Genomic DNA, 22,421 nt, shown 5'->3' with positions numbered 1-22,421 from the left:
TCTTATTGCACCCTTACTTATCGACCCTTGACATCAATACCACCGTCTCAACGTGATGTGTAAACGGAAACATATCCACTGGTTGAACTTCAATTACATGATAACCCATTTGTTCAAGTCTAGCGCAATCTCTTGCAAGAGTTGATGGATCACAAGAAACATAAACTATTCTTTTTGGATTCATTTTTACAATAGATTCCAATGTAATCTCATCGCATCCTTTTCTTGGAGGATCAACTAAAACTACATCTATAGTTTCATTGCGTTTCAATATTTCAATTGCACCATCTTTAGCATCAGCGCATATAAATTCAATATTATTACAATTGTTTAACATTGCGTTCTTTTTAGCATCTTCGATTGCCTCTGGTACAATTTCTATACCAATTACCTTTGAAGCATTCCTTGATGCAAAAATACCAATTGTACCTGTCCCGCAATATAAATCCACTACGGTATCATTTTCATTTATATCTGCATACTCAATCGCTTTATCATATAGCACTTGTGTTTGATCAGGATTAATTTGATAAAATGATTTACTTGAAATATTAAACTTAAAATCATGAAGTTTTTCTTGAATTACTTTATCTGTTGTTAATGATACCTCATCATTAGATAAAATTACGTTATCTTCTCTTGGATTTATATTTACTTGTATACTCTTTATATTACTAAACATAGTTAATAACTCATTTTTAAGCTCTTCAATACCTTTTAGTGGATACTTATTAACAATAAAGACAACCATTACTTCATTTGTTCGATGAGCATGTTTAATTAATAAATGTTTGAAATTATTCTCTAAATTATACTTTTGTATCAATAATTTGCATTCTTGTACTATTTTATTTGAACATTCCGTTTGAACTAAACAGTCATCAAATTCAATAATCTCATGAGTGTGATTACGATAAAAACCTACTTCTAGTTTTTGATTATTAAATTGTATAGGTACTTGCACTTTATTACGATAGCGATAGGGATTATCCATAACTAATGGTTCATGAATTAAAGGTTCCATATGTCCAATAGATTTAAAACAATCTTTTACCTTTTGATGTTTAAAAAACTTTTGTTCAATATTATTCATATGTTGTAACTGACAGCCACCACAGTTTTTATATATTGAACAATTAGGTTGTACTCTATTATCACTAGGTTTTAAAATTTCTAAACATTTACCAAAACCATAATTTTTCTTCATCGATGTTATAACTATTTTACCTTCTTCATTACGAAGAATGTTTTTCACAAAGAAAACTAATCCTTCATGTTTAACTATACCTAATCCATCTGTATTATATCCAACACAAATACCTATAAATTGATCATTTTTTTGCATAAGTTCTCCTATAAGAAAAGGAGCATAGCTCCTTACTCTGTTTTATTCGTTGCTTCTGGTGATGCATCTGGTGTTTCATCAGCTGGTGTATCATCAACTCCGCCGACTGTCATATCTCCATCACTTGGTGTTGGTGTAGGATTCTTACGATTTTCTACATCATCTCTCAATTGTTGTGCAAGTTCAGCATCTAACGGTTCAGACACAATTTGACTACGAGCTGTTTCCATATTTGATGATTTATTCTTGATTACATATGCAAAGCTATCAGAATCACGATCTTTAGCTAAGTTGTATACATGAATTTCAACATCATACATTTTCTTTCCATCTTGAAGTGTAAAATAGGTTGATGCTGGAAGAATACTCATTACATCATCATAAGCTTTATCAGCCATAGCTTGAGCATCTTGTGCCGATGCAGAATCAGTAATATCTACATAAACACGTAATGTTGCAGAAGATAATTCCACTTCAACTTTTTCTACTCCACTTTCAGATTTTATTTTATTGATGATATCTGATTTATTAGCACTTGTTATTGCAGGATCTAAATCTCCTTTAAATCGATCTCCAAAGATTGGTTTTCCTGTATTAAAAGATGCCGACAATAAAATAAATCCAAAGATTATAAATGGAATAACAATAATTGCTCCACCTATAAGAATAATTTTACTTGTACGATCTAACTTACGTTTCCCGGTTTTTTTAACTTTTTTTCTATTTTGTGACATTTTAATTACTCCTAACATGCTTATTGTACAAAAATTTAAGAGGATTTACCACTATTTTATGCGATTGTTCAATTCCTCTACAATCATTTTGTTTGTCATTGCTGGGTTAGCTTGACCCTTTGATTTTTTCATAACTTGTCCAACCAAGAAGCCAACAGCTCGATCTTTACCATTTCTATAGTCTTCAATAGATTGTGGTTGTTCGTCTAAAACCTCTTTAATTAAGGCATCTAACATCGATGTGTCACTTACTTGAACTAGTCCTTTTTCGCTTACTACAACCTCTGGATCCTTACCTAACATAACATCTTCAAATACTTCTTTAGCTTGTTTACTAGAAATATCACCTTTTTCAATCATATTTACCATTTTAGCTAAATGAGTAGGATTCATCTTCATATTTTCAATTGATATTTCATTTTTAGCTAACCAAGCAAGTACTTCTGTAATCATCCAGTTACACGCTAATTTTGCATTATCGCAAGATTTCATTACTTCTTCATAAACTTCAGCAAGTTCTTTATTAGCTAAGAATACACTTATATCATATGCACTGAGTTGATAATCTTTTTCATATCTAGAACGTCTTTGTTCAGGTAATTCAGGTAAATTATCTTGGATTTGTTTAATCCATGCATCATCTAAACGAATTGGCACAATATTTGGTTCAGGAAAGAACTTATAATCTACCGTTCCTTCTTTTAAACGCATAAGTATTGTTGATTTAGTAGCTTCATCAAATCGACGAGTAGCTTGTTGAATTACACCACCTTCATCAAGAATTTTCGCTTGTCTTTCAATTTCAAAATCAATTGCTTTTTGTACGTTGCTGATTGAGTTAAGATTCTTAATTTCATTCTTAACACCATATTCAGTTGCTCCCTTAGGCATTAATGAAATATTAACATCACAACGCATTGAACCTTCTTCCATCTTTACATCAGAAACTCCTAAATAATAAAGTGTTTGACGCAATGATTCAACATATGCTGCTGCCTCCTCACCATTAGTCATATCAGGTTCTGATACAATCTCAATTAATGGTGTTCCCGCACGATTAAAGTCAATTAATGTTCCTTCATTCAAATGAAATTGCTTTGCCGTATCTTCTTCCATATGAATACGATTAATACGAACTGTTTTCTTTCCTTTTGATGTTTCAATTTCAATATATCCATTAGATCCAATTGGATGGAATTGTTGTGTTATTTGAAAACCTTTTGGTAAATCTGAATAATAATAGTTTTTACGATCAAACTTAACCAACGGATCAATTTCCAAATGAAGAGCAGTACAAGCTTTGATTGCTTGAACAACAGCACCTTTATTTACACATGGTAATGTTCCTGGATGTCCCAAATCAATTTCATTTACACAACTATTAGCTACTCTACCAAATGTTGTTGGCGAACTTGAAAACATTTTAGAATTTGTTTTTAACTCACAATGGATTTCAATCCCAATGACTACATCATATTCCATGTTTATTTCACCTCCGCAATACTATCTTTTAAGCCAGTACATTTTTCAATGCCTGATGCAATATTAAACATCGTTACCTCATCAAATGCCTTACATGTAATATTTACTCCTAACGGACATCCTTGTTCAAAGCCCATTGGTAGTGTCATACTTGGATAACCAGAGAAATTACCCATAACCATATGATTTTCAGCAACTAAATATTCTTCTGCTAATTCATCAATTTTTTCACCAATAATTTTTGGTGCAATTGTAGAACTTGCTGGTGCAATTAAACAATCCAAATTCACTAATTCATTATCCATCATGTTCACAATTAATCGGCGAACACGTTGAGCTTTTCTAAATAATTTTTCTTGGTTTTCTACAAACAAACCATAGCTTCCTGTAATGAAACGTTTTCTTACTTGGATACCAAAACCTTGGGTACGTGAATTAATCATGACATTTTCACTACTATCACCATCTGCTTGAACACCAAATCGAATTCCATCTAAATTAGAGTGATTTGCAGTTGCCTCACAATTAGCAATCATATAATAAGTAGGTAATATTGCTCGCATTAGTTTATTATCAAAATGAACATCGATAATCTCAGCACCCTCATTTTTCATTTTATCTATTAATTCATTAAATAACTTAACATTAGTTTCATTTTGAATAGAATCTACAACATTTCTAATAATTCCAATTTTTCTACCTTTTAATGAATCATTAAGTAATTTTGAATATGGTGGGACATCTTTTGTAGATGATGTCATATCACGATCATCTCGACCTGCTAGTACTTCAAGACCAATACATGCATCAAGGACATTTCTAGTAAAATATCCAACATGATCTAAACTACTTGAATAAGGAATAACACCATATCTAGATATACGTCCATATGTTGGTTTTACCCCTACAACACCACAATATGCTGCTGGTTTACGCACAGAATCCCCAGTATCTGAACCAATCGCAAATGGAACAACACCACTCGCTACAAGTACTGCACTACCTCCTGAACTACCACCTGAAATACGTGTCGTATCCCAAGGATTCGCAACCGCACCAGTCGCAGCAGTTAAATTAGTACCACCCATTGCTAATTCATCCATTGATGATTTACCAATACAAATCGCTCCTGCTTTTTCTAATAGATCAACAATATGAGCGTTATATACTGGCACATAGTTATCAAGTATTTTACTAGATGCTGTAGTACGAATACCTTTAGTACTAACATTGTCTTTTAAGACAATAGGAACGCCTGCCATCAAACCATCCTCATGTTCATTAATGTGATTTAATTGTTCACTTGGATCAATAAAAGTTACCATAGCGTTTAATTTTGATTGTACCGCTTGTGCTTTATTTACTGCTTCTTGTACTGCTTGATTCTCGCTAGTACGATTATTTCTTATATTTTCTATCATTAGCGAACCACCTTTGGTACAAGTACATGACCATTTCTAGTTTTAGCAGCATTTTTCAATGCATCTTCTTCACTTAATACATTTTCCACAACATCTTCTCTTAAGAATGTTGTTTCCATTTCAAAAGGATAAACCATCGGTTCAACACCTTCTGTATCTACCTCATTTAATAATTCCATTTGTTTATCAAGTATTACAAACTCTTCTTGAATAGCACTTAATTCTTCATCGCTACAATCAAACATACATTGATGTGCTAAATGACGAATATATTCTTTACTTTTAATTTCAGTCATTGCTTACTTCCCCTTCTATTATTTTCATAAATTCATCTTCACTCATTATTTCTATTCCAAGTGTATTCGCTTTTTCAAGTTTTGATCCAGCTGCCTCACCATAGATAACTAAATCTGTTTTCTTTGACACACTACCAGTAACAGTTGCACCATGTTTCTCTAAATATTCCTGTGCCTCACTTCTACTAAATCTTTGCAATGAGCCAGTAAGGACAATTACTTTACCAGTAAAACACGATTCAATAACTGTATCACTACCCTGATTCATATTAACACCAGAATCTTTTAAATTATCAATTAGACGTATTGTCGCATCCTCGCTAAAATAAGTTACAATTGCGTCAGCCGTAATATCACCAATGTCATCAATAGTCACAAGTTCTTCTACCTTCGCATTAATAAGCGCATCCATTGTTTTAAAATGATTCGCTAGTATTCTTGATGCCTTAGCTCCAACTTGTCTAATGCCCAGTCCAAATAACAGCTTATCTAATGGATTACTCTTACAATTTTCAACAGCTTCAATTAAGTTGTCATATGATTTTAAACCAAATTTATCTAAAGCTAATATATCATCACGATGACTTTCAAGTTTAAAAATATCATCCACTTTATTTAACCAACCCGCTTTATGGAACTGTTCAACTTTCTTTTCACCGAGTCCATCGATATTCATTGCATCTCTAGACGCAAAGTGTGCAATAGAATTTACAATTCTTGCAGGACAATTACTATTTACACAATAATGAGCAGCCTCATCAGTAAATCGATGAAGGGGCATCCCACAATCAGGACATGTAGTAGGGAATATATACGGAATTTGACTACCATCTCTTTTCTCCACAACACTACCAATTACCTCAGGAATTATATCACCCGCTTTATGGATAATTACCATATCACCAATACGCACATCTTTTTGAAGTATCATATCTTCATTATGTAAAGTAGCAGCCGCAACCGTTGTCCCAGCCAAACGAACTGGTGTTAACTTAGCATTAGGTGTTGCTTTCCCTGTTCTGCCTACTGTAATAAAGATATCTTCTAAAAGCGTAACAGCTTCTTCAGCTGGAAATTTATAGGCAATTGCCCACTTAGGAACCTTTACTGTATATCCTAATCTATCTTGAATACTAAAATCATTTACTTTAATTACAATACCATCAATCTCATATGGTAAATTATTTCTTTCGATTGTCATTCTTTCAATAAAATCCCAAACATCTTCAATTCGAGTAAATAACGTTGTATTCTCATTCACAACAAATCCCATGTCTTTAATCCACATTAGTGATTCATAATGTGTGCTTAAATCATAGGTTTCACCATCTGGCACATGATACCAAAACGCATTTAATTTACGAGATGCTGCTACCGAAGAATCTAACTGTCTTATTGATCCAGCGGCTGCATTACGTGGATTTGCGAACTCTTGTTCATCCTTAGCACGTCTAAGTTCATTCAATGACTCAAAACTCGCTTTAGGCATATATACCTCACCACGAATTTCTACTTCTTCTTTGTATGGTATATTCATCGGAATAGATTTGATGGTTTTAACATTTAAAGTCACATCTTCCCCGACTTCTCCATCACCTCTGGTAACAGCTTGCACAAATTGACCATTCCGATACTCAATAGACATCGCTAAACCATCAATTTTACACTCTGCACAAAATTCTACTAATCCAACCTCGTCAGTTATTCTTTTTGCCCATGCAAATAATTCTTCTTTATTAAAGACATTACCCAAAGACATCATTTTACGTTTATGTTGCACTTTAGTAAATTCATCCAAGATTGCACCACCAACACGTTGTGTAGGTGAATTGGGATCCATATATTGAGGAAACTCTTCCTCTAAACCAATCAACTCTCTCATCAATTTGTCATACTCAGCATCGCTCACCGTGGGTTTATCTAAGCTATGATATTCAATGTTATATTGATTTATTAACCTTCTAAGTTCTTCAATTCTTTCTTTCATAGAAATACCTCCGAAACTTTTATTATTATATCATAAATGACTATTTTCTTATACTTTATTGCAGGATAATTGCACAACAAAGAAACCTTCTTTATAATGGTCATAGGAGGCATTTTATGAAAAAAACTGTATGTATTACTGGCGCCACAGATGGCTTAGGCAAAGCCTTAGTATACGAATTTATTAATAGAAACGACTATCAACTAATATTATGTGGTAGAAGTGAAGAAAAAATGAAAGATTTATTAGCTACAATACCTAGTAACAATATACTTTACAGTGAATGTTTTGATTTATTAAACGATGATCAAATCAATACCTTTACAAACAATGTATTAAATCAATGCAGTTCCATCGATATATTAATTAATAACGCCGGTGCAAACTATAAGAAAGCACCTGTAGAATCATTAGATATTAACGATTTACGTAATATGTTTCAACTAAACTGCATAAGTCACTTACAACTTATCCAAGCATTTTATCCATCCATGAAGAAACAAGGAACTGGACATATTTTAAATGTATTAAGTTCTTGTTGTCTATTTAATAACGAAAATATGGCGGGTTATACAGCAAGTAAAGATGCAATGAACGCTATTAGTAAAACTCTTACAAAAGAAGCAAGAAACGATCACATCAAAATTACTTCAGTATATCCTGGTGGAATTGATACAAACTTTAGAGCAATTCCTAACCATAGCTATTTAAAACCAGAATCAGTTGCCAAAGCTATCGTTGACTGCATTGAATTACCTGAAGATGCGGTTATGCATGATTTAGTACTACGTCCTTTCTCTGAAAGTAACTTCTAAATTAAACAAAAATGGATTCCTCATTTAACCGAGAAATCCATTTTATTTTAGCTACTTATTTATATATGGAAGTCTATTTAGCTTATAATACTCATCGCCCCAATTTATAATCACAACTAAATTGATTTCTTGTGTTTTTAGACAAGCATACAATTTACTTTTTAAAGTATAAAAAGATTCGATTTCATCTTAAGCTACTTTCTTTTTTAATGATGGATGGGTAGCCATAATCTTCTTTACCCCATGAGGGTATGGAAACGCTATTTCTAAGAACCCATTTTCATATTTTAATACAATTCCATCACCAAATTTACCATGAGTAACTTGATCACCTTTACGCCAACGTGTTGCTGGCTCAGTTGACTTAGGCATCATTTGAGGCATTGGTTTAGAAATAGGACTGTTATTTGGTGAAACTACAAAGTCTTTAGGTTTACCATAATCAAATGTAGCACCCAAATGCTCCACATAATCTTCTTCAATTTCATCAACGAAACGTGATCTCACACGTACCTTTGATAAGATATAACTAAATCCTGACGATTCTGTTAAGTAAAGTTTATTTCGCGCTCGAGTAAACGCTACATACGCAAGTCGTCTTTCTTCTTCTACTCCCCTTGTTCCTTCAGCCATAGCTCTTTCATTAGGGAATATACCATCAGATAAACCACATACAAATACCGTATCAAATTCTAACCCCTTGGCAGCATGAACAGTCATCAATTGCACAAAGTCACCATCAAGTGATTCTTCTTTATCACCATACAATGATACTAATTGTAGATATTCATCTAAAGTACTCTCTGGATAGTTTATAGTAAATGATTGAACATCATTAATTAATTCTTTTAAGTTTTCTAAACGTTCTGTTTCCTTATCATCTTCAAGCATTCTACGGTAACCACTCTCATCAATTACCATTTCTAATAGTTCAAATACTGCTTTTGTTGGCGCAACCACTTTCCAACGTTCTACCATTTTTACAAAATCATTAATTGTTGATTGTGCTTTACCAGAAAATAATTCCTCATCACGTATAACTTCATACATTGAACATCCTTTTTCTTTTGCTCGATCAAAAATTGTATCCATTGATTTATTACCTAAGCCACGTTTAGGCTTATTAATAACACGTTGTAGTGCTAAATCATCACTTCCTGATACCATTCTTAAATAACATAAAGCATCCTTTATTTCAGCACGCTCATAGAATTTTACACCACCATATATGATATATGGTATATGTTCATCAAGTAATCCCTTTTCAATAGCACGTGATAAATAGTTACTACGATATAATATCGCAAAATCACGATAACGTTTGCCAGCTGAATGTCCTTCAGCTATTTTATTTGCTATCCATGATGCTTCATATTCTTCACCTGCACTAATGTAATGAGATATCTTGTCATCATTTTTTCTATTTGTGTACAAGTCTTTATCTATACGATTTTTATTTCTTTTTATAACACTATTCGCACCATTTAATATATTCTCAGTAGAACGATAGTTTTCATTTAATACTACTGTTTTACAAGGTTGATAATCCTTTTCAAAATTCATAATGATATTTACATCTGCACCACGCCATGTATAAATAGTTTGGTCAGGATCTCCTACTACACATACATTATTTTCAGTACCTGCAAGTTGTGATATTAATTCATATTGAACTTTATCGATATCTTGAAACTCATCTACATGGATATAGTGAAAACGTCTTGCCCATTTAGCACGTACATCTGCAAACATCTTAAACATCTTTACCGTTACAAGTAATAAATCATCAAAATCAAGAGCATACAATTCTTTTTGGCGATTACAATAGTACTCATATACTTTCGCCTTTGCTTTTTCACCACTAAAACTTCCAGCAAGTGTATAAGCTCGATCTATAGTTATTTCAGCACCTTTATTGTTTCCAATGTAATCTAACATTGATCCAAATGAAATTGCTGATTTATCAATACCATGTTCTTTATATGCTTCTTTTAATATTGTTTTTTGATCATCTTGATCCATTACAGTAAAGTTTCTAGGCATTCCCATAGCTTGAATGTCTTCTCTTAATATACGTACACAAAGAGAGTGAATTGTACTAATCCACACCGATCCACTAGGATCTCCTAAAATGCTCTTAATTCTTTCTTTCATTTCATTTGCAGCTTTGTTAGTAAATGTGATTGCTAATATCTTACTAGGGAATACATCGCGTTCCTGAACTAAATATGCAATACGCGTAGTTAAAACACGAGTTTTACCTGAACCCGCTCCCGCAATAATTCTAATATATTGGTCATCTGAAATAACCGCTTCTTTTTGTGGTTGATTTAAATTATCTAATAAATTCATTATTTTCGATTCCTTCTTAGTGCCCAGCGTCCAATATCTTCAAAACCAATTCTATGATAAATACGACCTGCTGCTGGATTATTATAGAATAAACATGGTATTTTGTCTTCATCTAATAAATCAGAACATAATTTTTCTACTATCTTACTAGCAAGTCCAAGTCCACGATATTCAGGTAATGTCGCAACTCCTACAATCATCGCCAACCCTACTGTTTCAGCTGTACTTGAGGCAACAGAAACAATTTTACCATCTTTCTTAATGTAATAAGTTCTACCTGTTTTATATTTAAGATTATCTTCTATTGAAGATGTTGTATTAAATACCATTTCGACTAATTGATTAACTTCTTCTACATTATCCATTGTTGCAATTTCAACATCCAAATCATGAGTATTTGGTTTTTTAGTCATTTTGCAAAAATAACAATCATCATTATCCATTCCATCAAGATTTATTGTATCCACTACACTTTGTTCACCATTGATGTTACGAATATCATATTCTTCAATAATTTTATGCACAAACTTTTCGTCAATTTCTTTAGTATAACTACACATTAGAAAACTATCACGATAAATTAAGTAAACTGCTTTAATTCGATTATTATCCTCATCTACAAATATTTTTTGAAAGTCTTGATCAAATCCATAATTATCAATGTCTCCAACAAAAAATAGATTTAATACACGATCTTTATCTAGATATTCCATAATATTAGCACGATCTTTTTCACAACATTGTCTAATCATAAATCCTCCTTTTATTGCTTAGTTTATTTACCAAATGTTTAATGTTATAATATTACCATATATTAAGGAGTATTTCGATGAAAAAATGTGCTATCCATTGGAAAGATTATGAATGCATTGATGCGGGAAATGGAGAAAAATTAGAGCGATGGAAGAACATCGTTCTTAGACGTCCTGATCCACAAGCTGTATGGACAGCTGATACATCATCAAATGTATGGAAAAATACACACGCTATCTATCACCGTTCAAAACAAGGTGGTGGAAGTTGGGATTTTAAGAAAGATTTACCAGAATACTGGACAATCGATTATAAGGAATTAACATTTAAAGTATCACCTACTGGATTTAAACATACCGGTTTATTCCCTGAACAAGCAGTTAACTGGGATTGGATGCAAGAATGTATTCGTAATAGTAATAGAGAAATAAGAGTATTAAATCTATTTGCTTATACCGGTGGTGCAACAATGGCATGTAGTAGTGCAGGTGCAGCCGAAGTAGTCCATGTAGACGCATCAAAGGGTATGACTCAATGGGCAAAAGAAAACATGGTCTTATCTCACCTTGAAAACAATACAATTCGTTTTATTGTTGATGATGTATTAAAATTTGTTCAACGTGAAAAAAGAAGAGGACATACATATCATGGTATCTTAATGGATCCCCCATCATATGGAAGAGGTCCAAACGGAGAAATGTGGAAACTTGAAGAACAAATTACTGAACTTGTAACTTCTTGTTTAGAAATCCTCGATGATGATCCACTATTCTTTCTAGTAAATTCATATACTACTGGTTTCTCAAGTACCGTATTAGAAAACATCTTAGCTACAACCGTATTAAAGAAACACCCCGAAGGAAAAGTTGAGGCTGGCGAAGTTGGTCTTCCAATTACACGTGAAGGCTTAACACTTCCTTGTGGTATTTATGGAAAATGGACAAGAAATGATTAAAATTATATACGAAGACAATCATTTACTCGTTGTGGAAAAGCCTGTTAATATCCCTATCCAAGAAGATGAATCAAAAGATATGGATTTACTAACACTACTAAAAGATGATTTAAAAAAACGATATGATAAACCAGGAAATGTATACTTAGGACTAGTTCATCGATTAGATAGACCAGTTGGTGGTGTAGTAGTTTTTGCGAAAACTTCAAAAGCAGCATCTAGACTATCCGAACAAGTTAGAACTCATAAGTTTAAGAAAATTTATCATGCAGTAATTTGCAATGGCACCTTTAAACAAGAAGGAACCCTTACTGATTATCTAGTGAAAGATGAAAAAAGAAATATGGTTCAAGTAACTAAGGAATCAAATCCGAAAGCTAAAAAAGCAATTTTACACTACCAGATATTAAGCCAAAAACAAGATTTAAGTTATGTTGAGATACAACTAGAAACTGGACGCTCTCATCAGATACGTGTTCAATTCTCTAGCAGAAATGCTCCACTATGGGGAGATCAACGTTACAACCCTAAAGCAAAAGAGCATGCACAAATTGCATTGTGGGCAACTTCATTAACAATCATTCATCCTGTAACAAAGGAAGAAATGACATTTGTGGATAACCCACCTAAAGTGTTCCCATGGACTATTCTTGAGGAGGTGTAAACATGAGTCAACAACAAAAACATACAAAGGTAGTCAAAAAAACTAGCAAAGGTACACCTAGCGGTAAACGTATCGTCAAAAGAAAGGTGCGTCGTATTAGAAAACCCGTTCTTTATGGATTTATCGCAATTGTTGTTTTAATTATCGCCATTTTTACAGTTCCAAAAACTATTGAAAACAGTAAATTAAAAGATTTAGGTTATGACAAAGCTACAATAACAGAAATTAGAAAACAAAAATTAACAGGAACATTAATTAAGAATAAATACTACTCATCAAACTTAGCTGATGCGATTAATAGTCAATCTTTAAACAAAGATTATATTAAGTTATATGTCGTTTCAGATAGTTGTGATCAAAGAGAATTCGTACTATATGATCGCTTAATTGATAAAGGCTATACTGAGGAACAAGCATTAAAACTATTTGATAACTTAACATTCTTTGAATTAACACCATTACTTGTCTTTGATTTTCAAAGTGATGTACAACCATATATAGAAGATGCTGTTTCACACAGTGCAACTAATAGTTCAACAAAGTTCGAATTAACAAATACATACAAAACACCATATGTTACTACAAAGCCAGTCATTAACCAAGGTAGCTATGATATGTTAGTTAATAAAACTTATTATTTAGATGGTTCATTCGTGCCACCTCAACTTCAAGACTTATCAATTCAATATGCATCTACTGGATTACAACTTGATGCTCCTGCAGCAGAGGGATTAAAGCAGTTATGTGAAGGCGCTAGAGCAATGGGACTTAGAATCTTTGCTTCTAGTTCATATAGAAGTTATGAAAATCAACAAGCTTTATATGATCGTTATGTAAACAAAGATGGTCAAGAAGCTGCCGATACATATAGTGCACGCGCTGGTTTCTCTGAACACCAAACAGGTTTAACAGTAGACATGTCAGCACTTGACGAAAATGGTAAAGCAATTGCAAAATTTGGTGAATCCGATGAATTTGTCTGGACTAGTCAAAATTGTCAAAAATTCGGTTGGATTCTACGTTTCCCTGAAGGCAAAGAAACAATTACTGGATATCAATATGAACCATGGCATTATCGTTATCTAGGTGTTGATTTAGCTCAAAAAGTTGTAGATTCAAAATTAACATATGATGAATACTATGAACTTTATATGGCTCCTTGGAATAACGAAGAAAATAATAATGCTTTAAAGAATCCATCTGCATCAACCACTACACCAGAAGATGAGTCATCTGAAACAAGTGAACCAACAACTGAACCTAGTGCTGAAGCAACAGAAAAAACAGAATAATATAAAAATAGTTGTGGAAATTAATCCGCAACTATTTTTTCATAAATTTTACTATTTCTTCTTTTCTTGTTTCCATATCTTGATAACCCAATTCATATAAACGTTTTAGATTTTCAGGATCTCCACTAAATCTTTTTACCGGAATTGTCTCACTTGGTCTAATTAGTAAACATGTCCCCTTATCAACATTCTCCTCGATTAGTTTCATTTGTCTATTATAAGATTCATGACGATGAGTATAATCATATACCATTTTTTTATACTTCGGATAATTAAAAGCCATTAACTTTTGCATAAATGATCCAGCAGCTTTACGTGAATAACCAGCAGGTTTAGTGATAATCACAACATTTTTATCACAACCCTTTTCAATGCTTCTCTCAATTGGAATCATAATTGATATACCACCATCTAAATAACGATGGCCATTATAATCAACAATTCTTCCAGCAATTGGTAATGAACACGCTGCCTTTAACATTCTTAAGTTATCATCTAAATCTTGAGGACCATAGAAAACTGTTCTCTCTTCATTCATATCATACAAGCCAAATTCCATAGGCATATTTTTTTCTTTAATTGGTTTAACATCATATTTTACTTTATTGATTAATAAATCATCAAACATATAGTCATATCCAACATAGCGATGTTCCTTTAATAGCGGAACTAAACCTACATTTTTCTTATCTGACATATGATCAACAGTTATATCATGTAGGTATTCTTTTTTCTTTAAAAGATAACTACATAGATTAATTGCTCCTGCAGATATTCCAACGCCATAATCAAATTCAATATTGTTGTCAACAAGCCAAGCAAGCGCCCCTGCAGTATATGCACCGCGCATTCCGCCGCCTTCTAATACTAATCCTATTTTACTCATATCTTTCACCTCAAAGCATGTATAATTTTACTTCAAATTCTAATTAAAATCAAAGGTACTTTGCTTTTTTACACTTATTTTGTCTTTTTGACAATTACAAAGTATAATAATAACGGTGAAAATAATGAAAAATATAAGCTTATCTTTATTCGGTAATCAAGAATTATTATCTATTGTAACTGTTTGCTTAGCAATAACAGTTGCGATTTTTCTATTGTTTAAAATTACAAAGAGAAAAATCAAAAGTGATGCTTTTTCAATTATTTTAATAACAGCTATTTATGCAGTAATATCATTATGGCAATTGGGTTCTAATCAAATGCCTATAACTAACTGGCAAGCACAAGATAGCGACGAATATGTTATCTTTGAGGTTATGGATAGTAATCCATCGTTTGATACTGTTTACGCCATTGGTGGCGAGGGAAATACCAACGCATTGGAAAGTGGTGCCCAAATTTGGTTTAACAACGCTGAAGTCCTTGGAAGCAATGATAAGAAAACTTGGGAAACGATCACTATATTAGATAATCATAGCGGTGTATTTAGTTGGGTAACAGCTAAAGGTAATTGGAATTATAGATATATTTCAATTGTATTTAATGATTCAACATCTGTCATAAATGAATTTGCACTTAAAAAAAGTGGCAGTGATGAACTTCTTACTTTAAATCCTATTACATTATCAAATCCTGATAATCTCAATAGTGCATTAAACATTATTGATGAACAAACACTTGTTCCATTAACACCCACTTATTTTGATTCATCGTATTTTGATGAAATATATCATCCACGTAACGCTTGGGAAATAGCTAACGGTCAAGATATGTATGCATCTGTTCATCCTTTATTGGGTACATCAATTATAGCTATTGGAATTAAGCTATTTGGTATGAATCCATTTGGATGGCGGATCATGGGAGCACTATTTGGAATAATGATTCTTCCATTATTTTATTTAATCACTAAGAAACTATTTAAAAATCATATATTATCAACTATTGGCACCATCCTATTTGCATCAGATTTTATGTTAATTACTACATCACGCATTGGAACACTTGAACCATTTAGTATATTCTTTATTTTGTTAATGACTTATTTTATGATTCAATATTTCTTTACTGACTATCAATCTACTTCATTTAAGAAACAATTATTATGGCTCGCGTTATCTGGCATAGCAATGGGTCTGGCTATATCTGTCAAATGGACTGGATGTTATGCCGCAATCGCTTTAGCAATCTTATTCTTTACTCACTTTATTACTAATTGGATCAAATACAATAAAGCAAAATCGTTAAACGATCAACAGTCAATTGCATTTAAAAAAGCATTTAAAGCACGTGCTGTTAAAACTATATTATGGTGTTGTTTATTTTTTGTTATCGTTCCAATACTTATTTATTTCTTGCATTATATTCCATGTAGAGTATGGAAAAATGATACATGGAGTATCGCAAATGTTTTAAAACAAATTCAAAGCATGTATAACTATCATGCTAACTTAGAAGCTACTCACCCATATCAAAGTGTTTGGTACCAATGGTTATTTGATATTAGACCGATATGGTATTACTATGGTCAATTAAGTGATGGCTATATGAAAACAATTAGTTGTTTCAATAATCCATTAATAAGTGTAGTAGGTGTATTTGCAATGTTATACACCATGTTTGACACATATAAAAACAAATCAAAAACAGGATTTATAATTGTTATATGTTATCTTGCTGCACTGCTTCCTTGGGTATTAGTTACTCGTTGTGTATTCTCATATCACTATTATCCATCATTGCCTTTTCTAATCTTAGCAATTGTATATGCATGCAAGGCATTGATTCAAAAAGATAAAAATAATATGAAGCTTATTTTAATTTATGTTTCCTTAGTAATCATTTTATTTATACTCTTTATGCCTATATGTACAGGTTTTACTACTTCGCAACAATATGTAAACGCTCTTCAATGGTTGCCTAGCTGGTATTTTGGAGGGTGATATGAATTTTAAAAACAAAAGAACCTATCTATTCTTGAGCTTTAGTTTATTATGCACAATACTATTTACTTTCCCATATTTAATTAGAGATTTTCTACCACTGGAACATGATACATTATTTCACCTCAGTAGAATTGAAGGCCTAGCGCAAGCACTCAATCACGGTGATTGGTTCGCTAAAATATATCCTCTTAAAAATTTAGGATATGGTTATGCTAGTCCATTATTCTATTGCGATATATTTCTAATCATCCCCGCTATTTTATATAACCTAGGTTTAAATCTCGCAAGTTGCTACAAACTTATAATTATTATCAGTACATTTTTATCTTGTTACTTGATCATGAATACCATATATAAAATATCCAAAAATAATTCCGCTGCTTATCTTGCTGGTGTCCTCTATTTATTTAATAATTATCGTATTACAGATGTTTATGTGCGAGGTGCACTTGGTGAGATTATGGGTTTTATTTTCTTACCCATTGTGTTATTAGGCATTTATTATCTACTCTATGATGACAAGACAAAATGGTCAACACTTGTTATTGGTTTTACTGGTTTAGCTCTTACTCATAACATTACCTTTGTACTAGCTTGTATTTTATTTATATTTTTCATTATTTTTAGACTCAAGTTTTTACTCGATAATAAACAACGTATTTTAAATATTGTAAAAGCTGCATCTGTTACATTTTTGTTAACTGCATTCTTCACATTACCTATGCTTGAACAATTAGCATCACAAAAATTCTATCTTGGCTCGTATACTTCTACTGAAAGTTTATATACAAATACTATTCCTTTTTGGAAATACTTTGCTAATCAAACAATATTTGGTTATGGTTCAAATGATACATCTTATGATTTATCAATGATCCTTAACATCGGATACTTCTTAATGTTTGTTCCATTACTTTATATTACCAAAAGAAAAAACATTAATATTTTTACAAAACATTCTTTGCTTATCGGATATATTCTATTATTTCTACCTATGCAACTATTACCATGGAACTATTTCTCTTTTTTCTCACTAATTCAGTTTCCATGGCGATTGCTAATGATTAGTACAATTTGTTTACTTGTACCAGCATCATTAATTCCTTATGAATTTAACTATAAGAAATCATTAGTCACTATTGTCTTATCTACTTTACTTCTTTGTGAAGGTATCTATCATATATTACCTGTTTTAGATAGAACTTTTGGCATAGATTCTAAAACGAGTTATGAAAGCTTACTTGACGGTAGCATTATTGATCCTTTCTATTCTGCTCATTATGTACGAGTAGAATTAGCTGGGGCAGATTATTTACCAGTTATATCTCCTGATTTTAGAGGACTACAATCTGTAATTACAGATGATACACAATTATCTGTAAACGGTGAAATTAATCGATCATATAATTCTATGACAATAAAAAATATAGAACCAAATAAATCCTATATTCTTCCTGTTACTTATTATTTAGGTTATCAAGTATACACAATAGATACTGATGATAATATCATCTCAGCAGTTCCTACATATCAAGCAGATAATTCTTTTGTTCAGTTTGATGCAAACGAGAATGAAACTTACTTATTAAAATATAAATCAACATCTATACAAAATATAAGTCTATGGATATCCATTGGAACATTGATTACTTTATTAATTATCAAAGTTAGAAAACTCCTACATATTTAACATATGCAGGAGTTTTATTATTAACCTCTAAGTTTTGCGTTAACTTTTGTTTCTAATTCTTTTAATATTTCTTGATGTAAAGGTAATACTTCATCATCTGTTAATGTATGATCTGATGCTTGGTATACAATGTTTAAAGCAATTGATTTACAGCCATCTTCAATATGTTCACCTTGATACACATCAAAAACTTCAGTACGTTGAACTAATTTTTTACCAACTTTATTAATTACATCTAAAATAGATTGTGCTGAAATATCATCACTAACAACCAACGCAATATCACGTGAAGTTGATGGGTAACGTTCAAGTGGTACGAATTTAACTTTTGCTCCTTTAGTATCTACTAATTTATCAAAGTTAAATTCACCATAAACACAACGACTTACATTCATTTGTTTTACATATGCAGGATGCACTTCTCCAAGCACACCGATGCAGTCATTACCTAGGTAAATAGCAGCACTACGATAAGGATGGAAATGAACAGTATCAATTGTATTTTCTTTAATATAAATTCTATTTGAAGCAAATCCTAGCTTTTCTAACCATGCCATTACAATACCTTTTAACGCATAGAAATCACTTGTGATATTAATTTTTTGTAATCGATTTTCTTGTAAAGAATCAGATAATAAAATACCAACTCTTTCCTCTACTTTTCCTTTTTCATAGACATTTGAAATTTCGAATAAATTAACATTCTTAGCTTTACGTGCTTGATTATAAGATAAACATTCAAGCATGGATGCCATAATGCCATTACGTACATATTTACGATCTTCACTCATTGGTGAGGCAAGATGCACATGTTCACCAAATGGCATAACAGCATTATCTATGAATTGTTCCTTAACAAGCGTATATGTAATAATTTCTCTAATTCCTAGTCCTGATAATACTTGTTTAGTAGTTCTTCTTAGTGATTGGCGATGAGTTAATTTACCCGCAGTTGCTTCCATTAAAGGAAGTGTTTCTTCTAATCTATCATATCCAATTAAGCGAATAATTTCTTCATCAATATCTTCACGAATCAAGATATCAGTACGATAACTTGGTACTGTACATGTAAATTCATCACCTTTTACAACTGGGCTGAAGTCTAAAGATTTTAACACCTCTACCACTTCATCCATCGTAAATTCAGTTCCTAATAGTTCATTACAATGTTCTAATGTTTCAGTTACTTGAATTGGTGTATAAGATACTTTACCAGCTTCCACCGTTTCTTCCAATTCACTTGCATCGGCATATTCAATTAATAATTGAACAGCACGATCCATAGCTTTATTTTGTGCAAGTGGTTCCAAACCTTTAATATATCTAGAAGCTGCTTCTGTCATTAATCCTAAACGTTTCGCTGTATTACGAATAGATACATGATTAAAGTGTGCTGCTTCAATGATGATTCCTGTTGTAGTTTCATCAATCTTACTATCATCACCACCCATAATACCAGCAATACCTGTCGCTTCATTGCCTGTAGTAATTAATAAATCACCTTTTTGTACATCATATTCAACGCCATCTAGTGCTGTTAACTTCATGCAGACATCATCTACTACCGTAATTTCTTTATGAGGCATCTTAGCTAAATCATAGAAATGTAGTGGTTGTCCTGTTTCAATCATGACATAGTTTGAAATATCAACTACGTTATTAATAGCGCGAACACCAGCAGCATGCAAATAATCTTGCATCCATTTTGGTGATTCTTTAACAACAACTTTACCAACAATCTTACCTAAGAAGTGCGGACATTTTTCAGTCTTTGAATTAACAACTAACGTTGTTGGTTTTCCTATGTTAGAAACATTATCACAAACAGGAAGTTTAGTTTCTCTACGTAGAACTGCTCCCACTTCTTTTGCGACACTCCACATTGCCATACAATCAGCACGGTTAGGAGTTTGAGATGCATCTAAAACAATATCATCAAGTCCTAAGTATTTTAATACTTCATTATCACCAACTGGTGCATCTACCGGCAATATTTCTATACCATTAATTTGATCTTCTCTTAAATATTTTTCATTAACACCAAGTTCTCTAAGACTACATAACATCCCATTTGATTCTTGGCCTCTTACTTTTGCCGCTTTAATAGTAATTCCCGGTAATTCAGCGCCAACTTTGGCAACAATTACTTTAATACCCGCTTTACAATTAGGTGCCCCACAAACAATTTGTGTTGGTCCTTCTCCATATTCAACCATACATACATTTAAATGATCTGAATCAGGATGTGGTTCGCATTTTAATACTTCTCCAATTGCTAAATTTGTTCCATGTGCAACTGGATCTACACCTTCTATTTCAAGTCCTGCCGTTGTAAGTGCATCTGCTAATTCTGTTGCACTAATCCCATCAAGGGAGATATACTCTTTTAACCAATTTATACTTACTTTCATGTCTTTTTCCTCCCCTAATTAATCAAAACGATTAAACGTTTTTAAGAAACGCACATCATTGATATAGAAGTTACGAATATCATCTACACCATATTTAAGCATGGCAATACGTTCAATACCTGCACCAAACGCAAAACCACTACTTTTTTTACTATCAAATCCTGCCATTTCAAGTACATTAGGATGTACCATACCAGCTCCAAGAATTTCAATCCATCCAGTTCCTTTACAAACTGAACATCCTTTACCACCACAAATATGACAAGTTACATCTACTTCTACTGATGGTTCTGTAAATTGGAAATATGAAGGTCTAAAACGAATAACTCTTCCTTCTCCAAACATTGCATCAGCCATAAGTTTTAATGTGCCCTTCAAATCAGCTAAGGTAATATTTTCACCTACTACTAATCCTTCACATTGAGTAAATTGATGAGAGTGAGTTGCATCATCATCATCTCTACGATATACCTTACCAGGACAAATTACTTTTACCGGTAATTTACCATTAGCTTTTTCAAGTTCCCTTGTTTGTATCGCAGTAGTATGTGTACGCAATAATTCTTCAGCGTTAATATAAAATGTATCTTGCATATCTCTTGCTGGATGATCAGCTGGAATATTAGCACGTTCAAAGTTATATGAATCAAGTTCAACTTCAGGACCCTCAGATACGTCATAACCCATCCCAACAAATAAATCTTCAATTTCTTGGGAAATCATTGTTAACGGGTGTAATGTACCTAATGTAGGCTCATAACCTGGAAGAGTAATATCAATCTTTTCTTTTTCAAGTTTTGATGATAATGCACTTACTTCTAATATTTGTTGCTTTTCATCTACTGCTTTTGCAATTGTTTGTTTACAAACATTAACTTCTTGTCCAAATGCAGGTTTTTCCTCAGCACTTAAATCTTTCATCAATGCCATTAATTCTTGAACAGGTCCTTTTTTCCCTAAGTAAGTAACCTTAACTTGTTGTAGTTCTTCCATCGTTGCACATGTTTCTATTTGCTTAAGTGCTTCTTCTTGAACTAATTGAACTTTTTCCATATCATTTCTCCTTTTTCAAATAAAAAAAATCGCTCCCATAACAGGAACGATTAACTCGCGGTACCATCCTGATTTACCTCAAAAAATTGAGATACACCTTAATCCTTGATAACGGGAAACCCCGGAGATGATTAATCTCACTATAAAGGTGAATTCATAAGTCGCCTTGCAAGTGAATTTCACCATTCATCACTCTCTCTAAGCAATTTGTTTCTTACTACTAATCCTTTAGTACGCTTTAACACTTGTTATTATAGTAAATTCACGGCTTTTTTGCAAC

Annotated in this window: 17 protein-coding genes and 1 other annotated feature; of the genes, 6 read left to right on the top strand and 11 right to left on the bottom strand. The window is 32.4% G+C overall.

Annotated elements, in window-relative coordinates:
• Positions 1–13 precede the first annotated feature (13 nt).
• The 6 genes from rlmD to ligA are packed head-to-tail and all read right to left on the bottom strand — an operon-like array spanning position 14 to position 7,265.
• Positions 14–1,345 carry a 23S rRNA (uracil(1939)-C(5))-methyltransferase RlmD gene (gene rlmD, locus RR430_RS00785; RefSeq protein ID WP_332508553.1) on the bottom strand — a complete coding sequence of 444 codons (1,332 nt, stop codon included), beginning with the start codon at positions 1,343–1,345 and terminating at the stop codon, positions 14–16.
• 32 nt (positions 1,346–1,377) lie between these two features.
• Entirely contained in the window at positions 1,378–2,079 is a 702-nt protein-coding gene (locus RR430_RS00780; protein WP_332486279.1) for a hypothetical protein, read from the bottom strand.
• A gap of 51 nt (positions 2,080–2,130) precedes the next feature.
• The gene (gene gatB, locus RR430_RS00775; RefSeq protein ID WP_332486281.1) at positions 2,131–3,561 is read right to left on the bottom strand and encodes an Asp-tRNA(Asn)/Glu-tRNA(Gln) amidotransferase subunit GatB; all 1,431 of its coding nucleotides are present in this window, start codon (positions 3,559–3,561) and stop codon (positions 2,131–2,133) included.
• A gap of 2 nt (positions 3,562–3,563) precedes the next feature.
• On the bottom strand, positions 3,564–4,982 hold the full coding sequence (locus RR430_RS00770) for an amidase family protein (protein ID WP_332508552.1): 1,419 nt from the start codon (positions 4,980–4,982) through the stop codon (positions 3,564–3,566).
• Positions 4,982–5,278 (bottom strand): Asp-tRNA(Asn)/Glu-tRNA(Gln) amidotransferase subunit GatC, encoded by a 297-nt coding sequence (gatC, locus tag RR430_RS00765; protein ID WP_332486285.1) that lies wholly within the window; start codon positions 5,276–5,278, stop codon positions 4,982–4,984. Before gatC ends, RR430_RS00770 begins: the two co-directional genes overlap by 1 nt.
• Positions 5,271–7,265: an NAD-dependent DNA ligase LigA gene (gene ligA, locus RR430_RS00760; protein WP_332508550.1), complete on the bottom strand. Its 1,995-nt coding sequence runs from the start codon at positions 7,263–7,265 to the stop codon at positions 5,271–5,273. The genes gatC and ligA overlap by 8 nt, the downstream gene beginning before the upstream one ends.
• Before the next feature lie 116 nt (positions 7,266–7,381).
• Between ligA and RR430_RS00755 the strand changes: the two genes are divergently transcribed.
• The gene (locus RR430_RS00755) at positions 7,382–8,080 is read left to right on the top strand and encodes an SDR family oxidoreductase (RefSeq protein WP_332486289.1); all 699 of its coding nucleotides are present in this window, start codon (positions 7,382–7,384) and stop codon (positions 8,078–8,080) included.
• 189 nt (positions 8,081–8,269) lie between these two features.
• Here the strand turns inward: RR430_RS00755 and RR430_RS00750 are convergent, their stop codons facing one another.
• Together RR430_RS00750 and RR430_RS00745 are read right to left on the bottom strand one after the other, a co-directional pair.
• Entirely contained in the window at positions 8,270–10,432 is a 2,163-nt protein-coding gene (locus RR430_RS00750) for an ATP-dependent helicase (RefSeq protein WP_332508548.1), read from the bottom strand.
• On the bottom strand, positions 10,432–11,184 hold the full coding sequence (locus RR430_RS00745) for a GNAT family N-acetyltransferase (RefSeq protein WP_332508547.1): 753 nt from the start codon (positions 11,182–11,184) through the stop codon (positions 10,432–10,434). The genes RR430_RS00750 and RR430_RS00745 overlap by 1 nt, the downstream gene beginning before the upstream one ends.
• Positions 11,185–11,261: 77 nt before the next feature.
• Between RR430_RS00745 and RR430_RS00740 the strand changes: the two genes are divergently transcribed.
• Genes RR430_RS00740 through RR430_RS00730 form a run of 3 tightly spaced genes read left to right on the top strand, consistent with a single transcriptional unit; the run spans position 11,262 to position 14,096 of the window.
• On the top strand, positions 11,262–12,140 hold the full coding sequence (locus tag RR430_RS00740) for a class I SAM-dependent methyltransferase (protein ID WP_332486293.1): 879 nt from the start codon (positions 11,262–11,264) through the stop codon (positions 12,138–12,140).
• Positions 12,115–12,804 carry an RluA family pseudouridine synthase gene (locus RR430_RS00735; RefSeq protein ID WP_332486294.1) on the top strand — a complete coding sequence of 230 codons (690 nt, stop codon included), beginning with the start codon at positions 12,115–12,117 and terminating at the stop codon, positions 12,802–12,804. Before RR430_RS00740 ends, RR430_RS00735 begins: the two co-directional genes overlap by 26 nt.
• Positions 12,805–12,806: 2 nt before the next feature.
• Positions 12,807–14,096 (top strand): M15 family metallopeptidase, encoded by a 1,290-nt coding sequence (locus RR430_RS00730; RefSeq protein ID WP_332486295.1) that lies wholly within the window; start codon positions 12,807–12,809, stop codon positions 14,094–14,096.
• A gap of 31 nt (positions 14,097–14,127) precedes the next feature.
• On the opposite strand, the gene RR430_RS00725 is transcribed toward RR430_RS00730, so the two are convergent.
• Positions 14,128–14,982 (bottom strand): patatin-like phospholipase family protein, encoded by an 855-nt coding sequence (locus RR430_RS00725; protein WP_332486296.1) that lies wholly within the window; start codon positions 14,980–14,982, stop codon positions 14,128–14,130.
• Positions 14,983–15,106: 124 nt separating this feature from the next.
• Here RR430_RS00725 and RR430_RS00720 point away from each other — a divergent pair, with 124 nt between their 5' ends.
• Together RR430_RS00720 and RR430_RS00715 are read left to right on the top strand one after the other, a co-directional pair.
• A complete protein-coding gene (locus RR430_RS00720; RefSeq protein ID WP_332508545.1) occupies positions 15,107–16,984 on the top strand; it encodes a phospholipid carrier-dependent glycosyltransferase in 1,878 nt (625 codons plus the stop codon).
• A gap of 1 nt (position 16,985) precedes the next feature.
• A complete protein-coding gene (locus RR430_RS00715) occupies positions 16,986–18,677 on the top strand; it encodes a hypothetical protein (RefSeq protein WP_332508543.1) in 1,692 nt (563 codons plus the stop codon).
• A 20-nt stretch (positions 18,678–18,697) separates the two neighbouring features.
• Here RR430_RS00715 and pheT read toward each other — a convergent pair whose 3' ends face one another.
• A complete protein-coding gene (gene pheT / locus RR430_RS00710) occupies positions 18,698–21,088 on the bottom strand; it encodes a phenylalanine--tRNA ligase subunit beta (protein ID WP_332486300.1) in 2,391 nt (796 codons plus the stop codon).
• 18 nt (positions 21,089–21,106) lie between these two features.
• Positions 21,107–22,141, bottom strand: coding sequence for a phenylalanine--tRNA ligase subunit alpha (gene pheS, locus RR430_RS00705; RefSeq protein ID WP_332486301.1), 1,035 nt, complete (start codon positions 22,139–22,141; stop codon positions 21,107–21,109).
• 39 nt (positions 22,142–22,180) lie between these two features.
• Positions 22,181–22,384: a binding site (T-box leader), on the bottom strand.
• Positions 22,385–22,421 lie beyond the last annotated feature (37 nt).

Origin of the sequence: Anaerorhabdus sp. (assembly GCF_036641015.1) — a bacterium.
Lineage (GTDB): Bacteria > Bacillota_I > Bacilli_A > Erysipelotrichales > Erysipelotrichaceae > Anaerorhabdus.
The sequence above is the reverse complement of the archived record's forward strand: the minus strand, read 5'-3'. Positions and strand labels throughout refer to the sequence as shown.

Coding starts and splice junctions, on each gene's coding strand:
- rlmD (WP_332508553.1), bottom strand. CDS start 1,345: ATGCAAAAAAATGATCAATTTATAGGTATTTGTGTTGGATATAATACA.
- RR430_RS00780 (WP_332486279.1), bottom strand. CDS start 2,079: ATGTCACAAAATAGAAAAAAAGTTAAAAAAACCGGGAAACGTAAGTTA.
- gatB (WP_332486281.1), bottom strand. CDS start 3,561: ATGGAATATGATGTAGTCATTGGGATTGAAATCCATTGTGAGTTAAAA.
- RR430_RS00770 (WP_332508552.1), bottom strand. CDS start 4,982: ATGATAGAAAATATAAGAAATAATCGTACTAGCGAGAATCAAGCAGTA.
- gatC (WP_332486285.1), bottom strand. CDS start 5,278: ATGACTGAAATTAAAAGTAAAGAATATATTCGTCATTTAGCACATCAA.
- ligA (WP_332508550.1), bottom strand. CDS start 7,265: ATGAAAGAAAGAATTGAAGAACTTAGAAGGTTAATAAATCAATATAAC.
- RR430_RS00755 (WP_332486289.1), top strand. CDS start 7,382: ATGAAAAAAACTGTATGTATTACTGGCGCCACAGATGGCTTAGGCAAA.
- RR430_RS00750 (WP_332508548.1), bottom strand. CDS start 10,432: ATGAATTTATTAGATAATTTAAATCAACCACAAAAAGAAGCGGTTATT.
- RR430_RS00745 (WP_332508547.1), bottom strand. CDS start 11,184: ATGATTAGACAATGTTGTGAAAAAGATCGTGCTAATATTATGGAATAT.
- RR430_RS00740 (WP_332486293.1), top strand. CDS start 11,262: ATGAAAAAATGTGCTATCCATTGGAAAGATTATGAATGCATTGATGCG.
- RR430_RS00735 (WP_332486294.1), top strand. CDS start 12,115: ATGGAAAATGGACAAGAAATGATTAAAATTATATACGAAGACAATCAT.
- RR430_RS00730 (WP_332486295.1), top strand. CDS start 12,807: ATGAGTCAACAACAAAAACATACAAAGGTAGTCAAAAAAACTAGCAAA.
- RR430_RS00725 (WP_332486296.1), bottom strand. CDS start 14,982: ATGAGTAAAATAGGATTAGTATTAGAAGGCGGCGGAATGCGCGGTGCA.
- RR430_RS00720 (WP_332508545.1), top strand. CDS start 15,107: ATGAAAAATATAAGCTTATCTTTATTCGGTAATCAAGAATTATTATCT.
- RR430_RS00715 (WP_332508543.1), top strand. CDS start 16,986: ATGAATTTTAAAAACAAAAGAACCTATCTATTCTTGAGCTTTAGTTTA.
- pheT (WP_332486300.1), bottom strand. CDS start 21,088: ATGAAAGTAAGTATAAATTGGTTAAAAGAGTATATCTCCCTTGATGGG.
- pheS (WP_332486301.1), bottom strand. CDS start 22,141: ATGGAAAAAGTTCAATTAGTTCAAGAAGAAGCACTTAAGCAAATAGAA.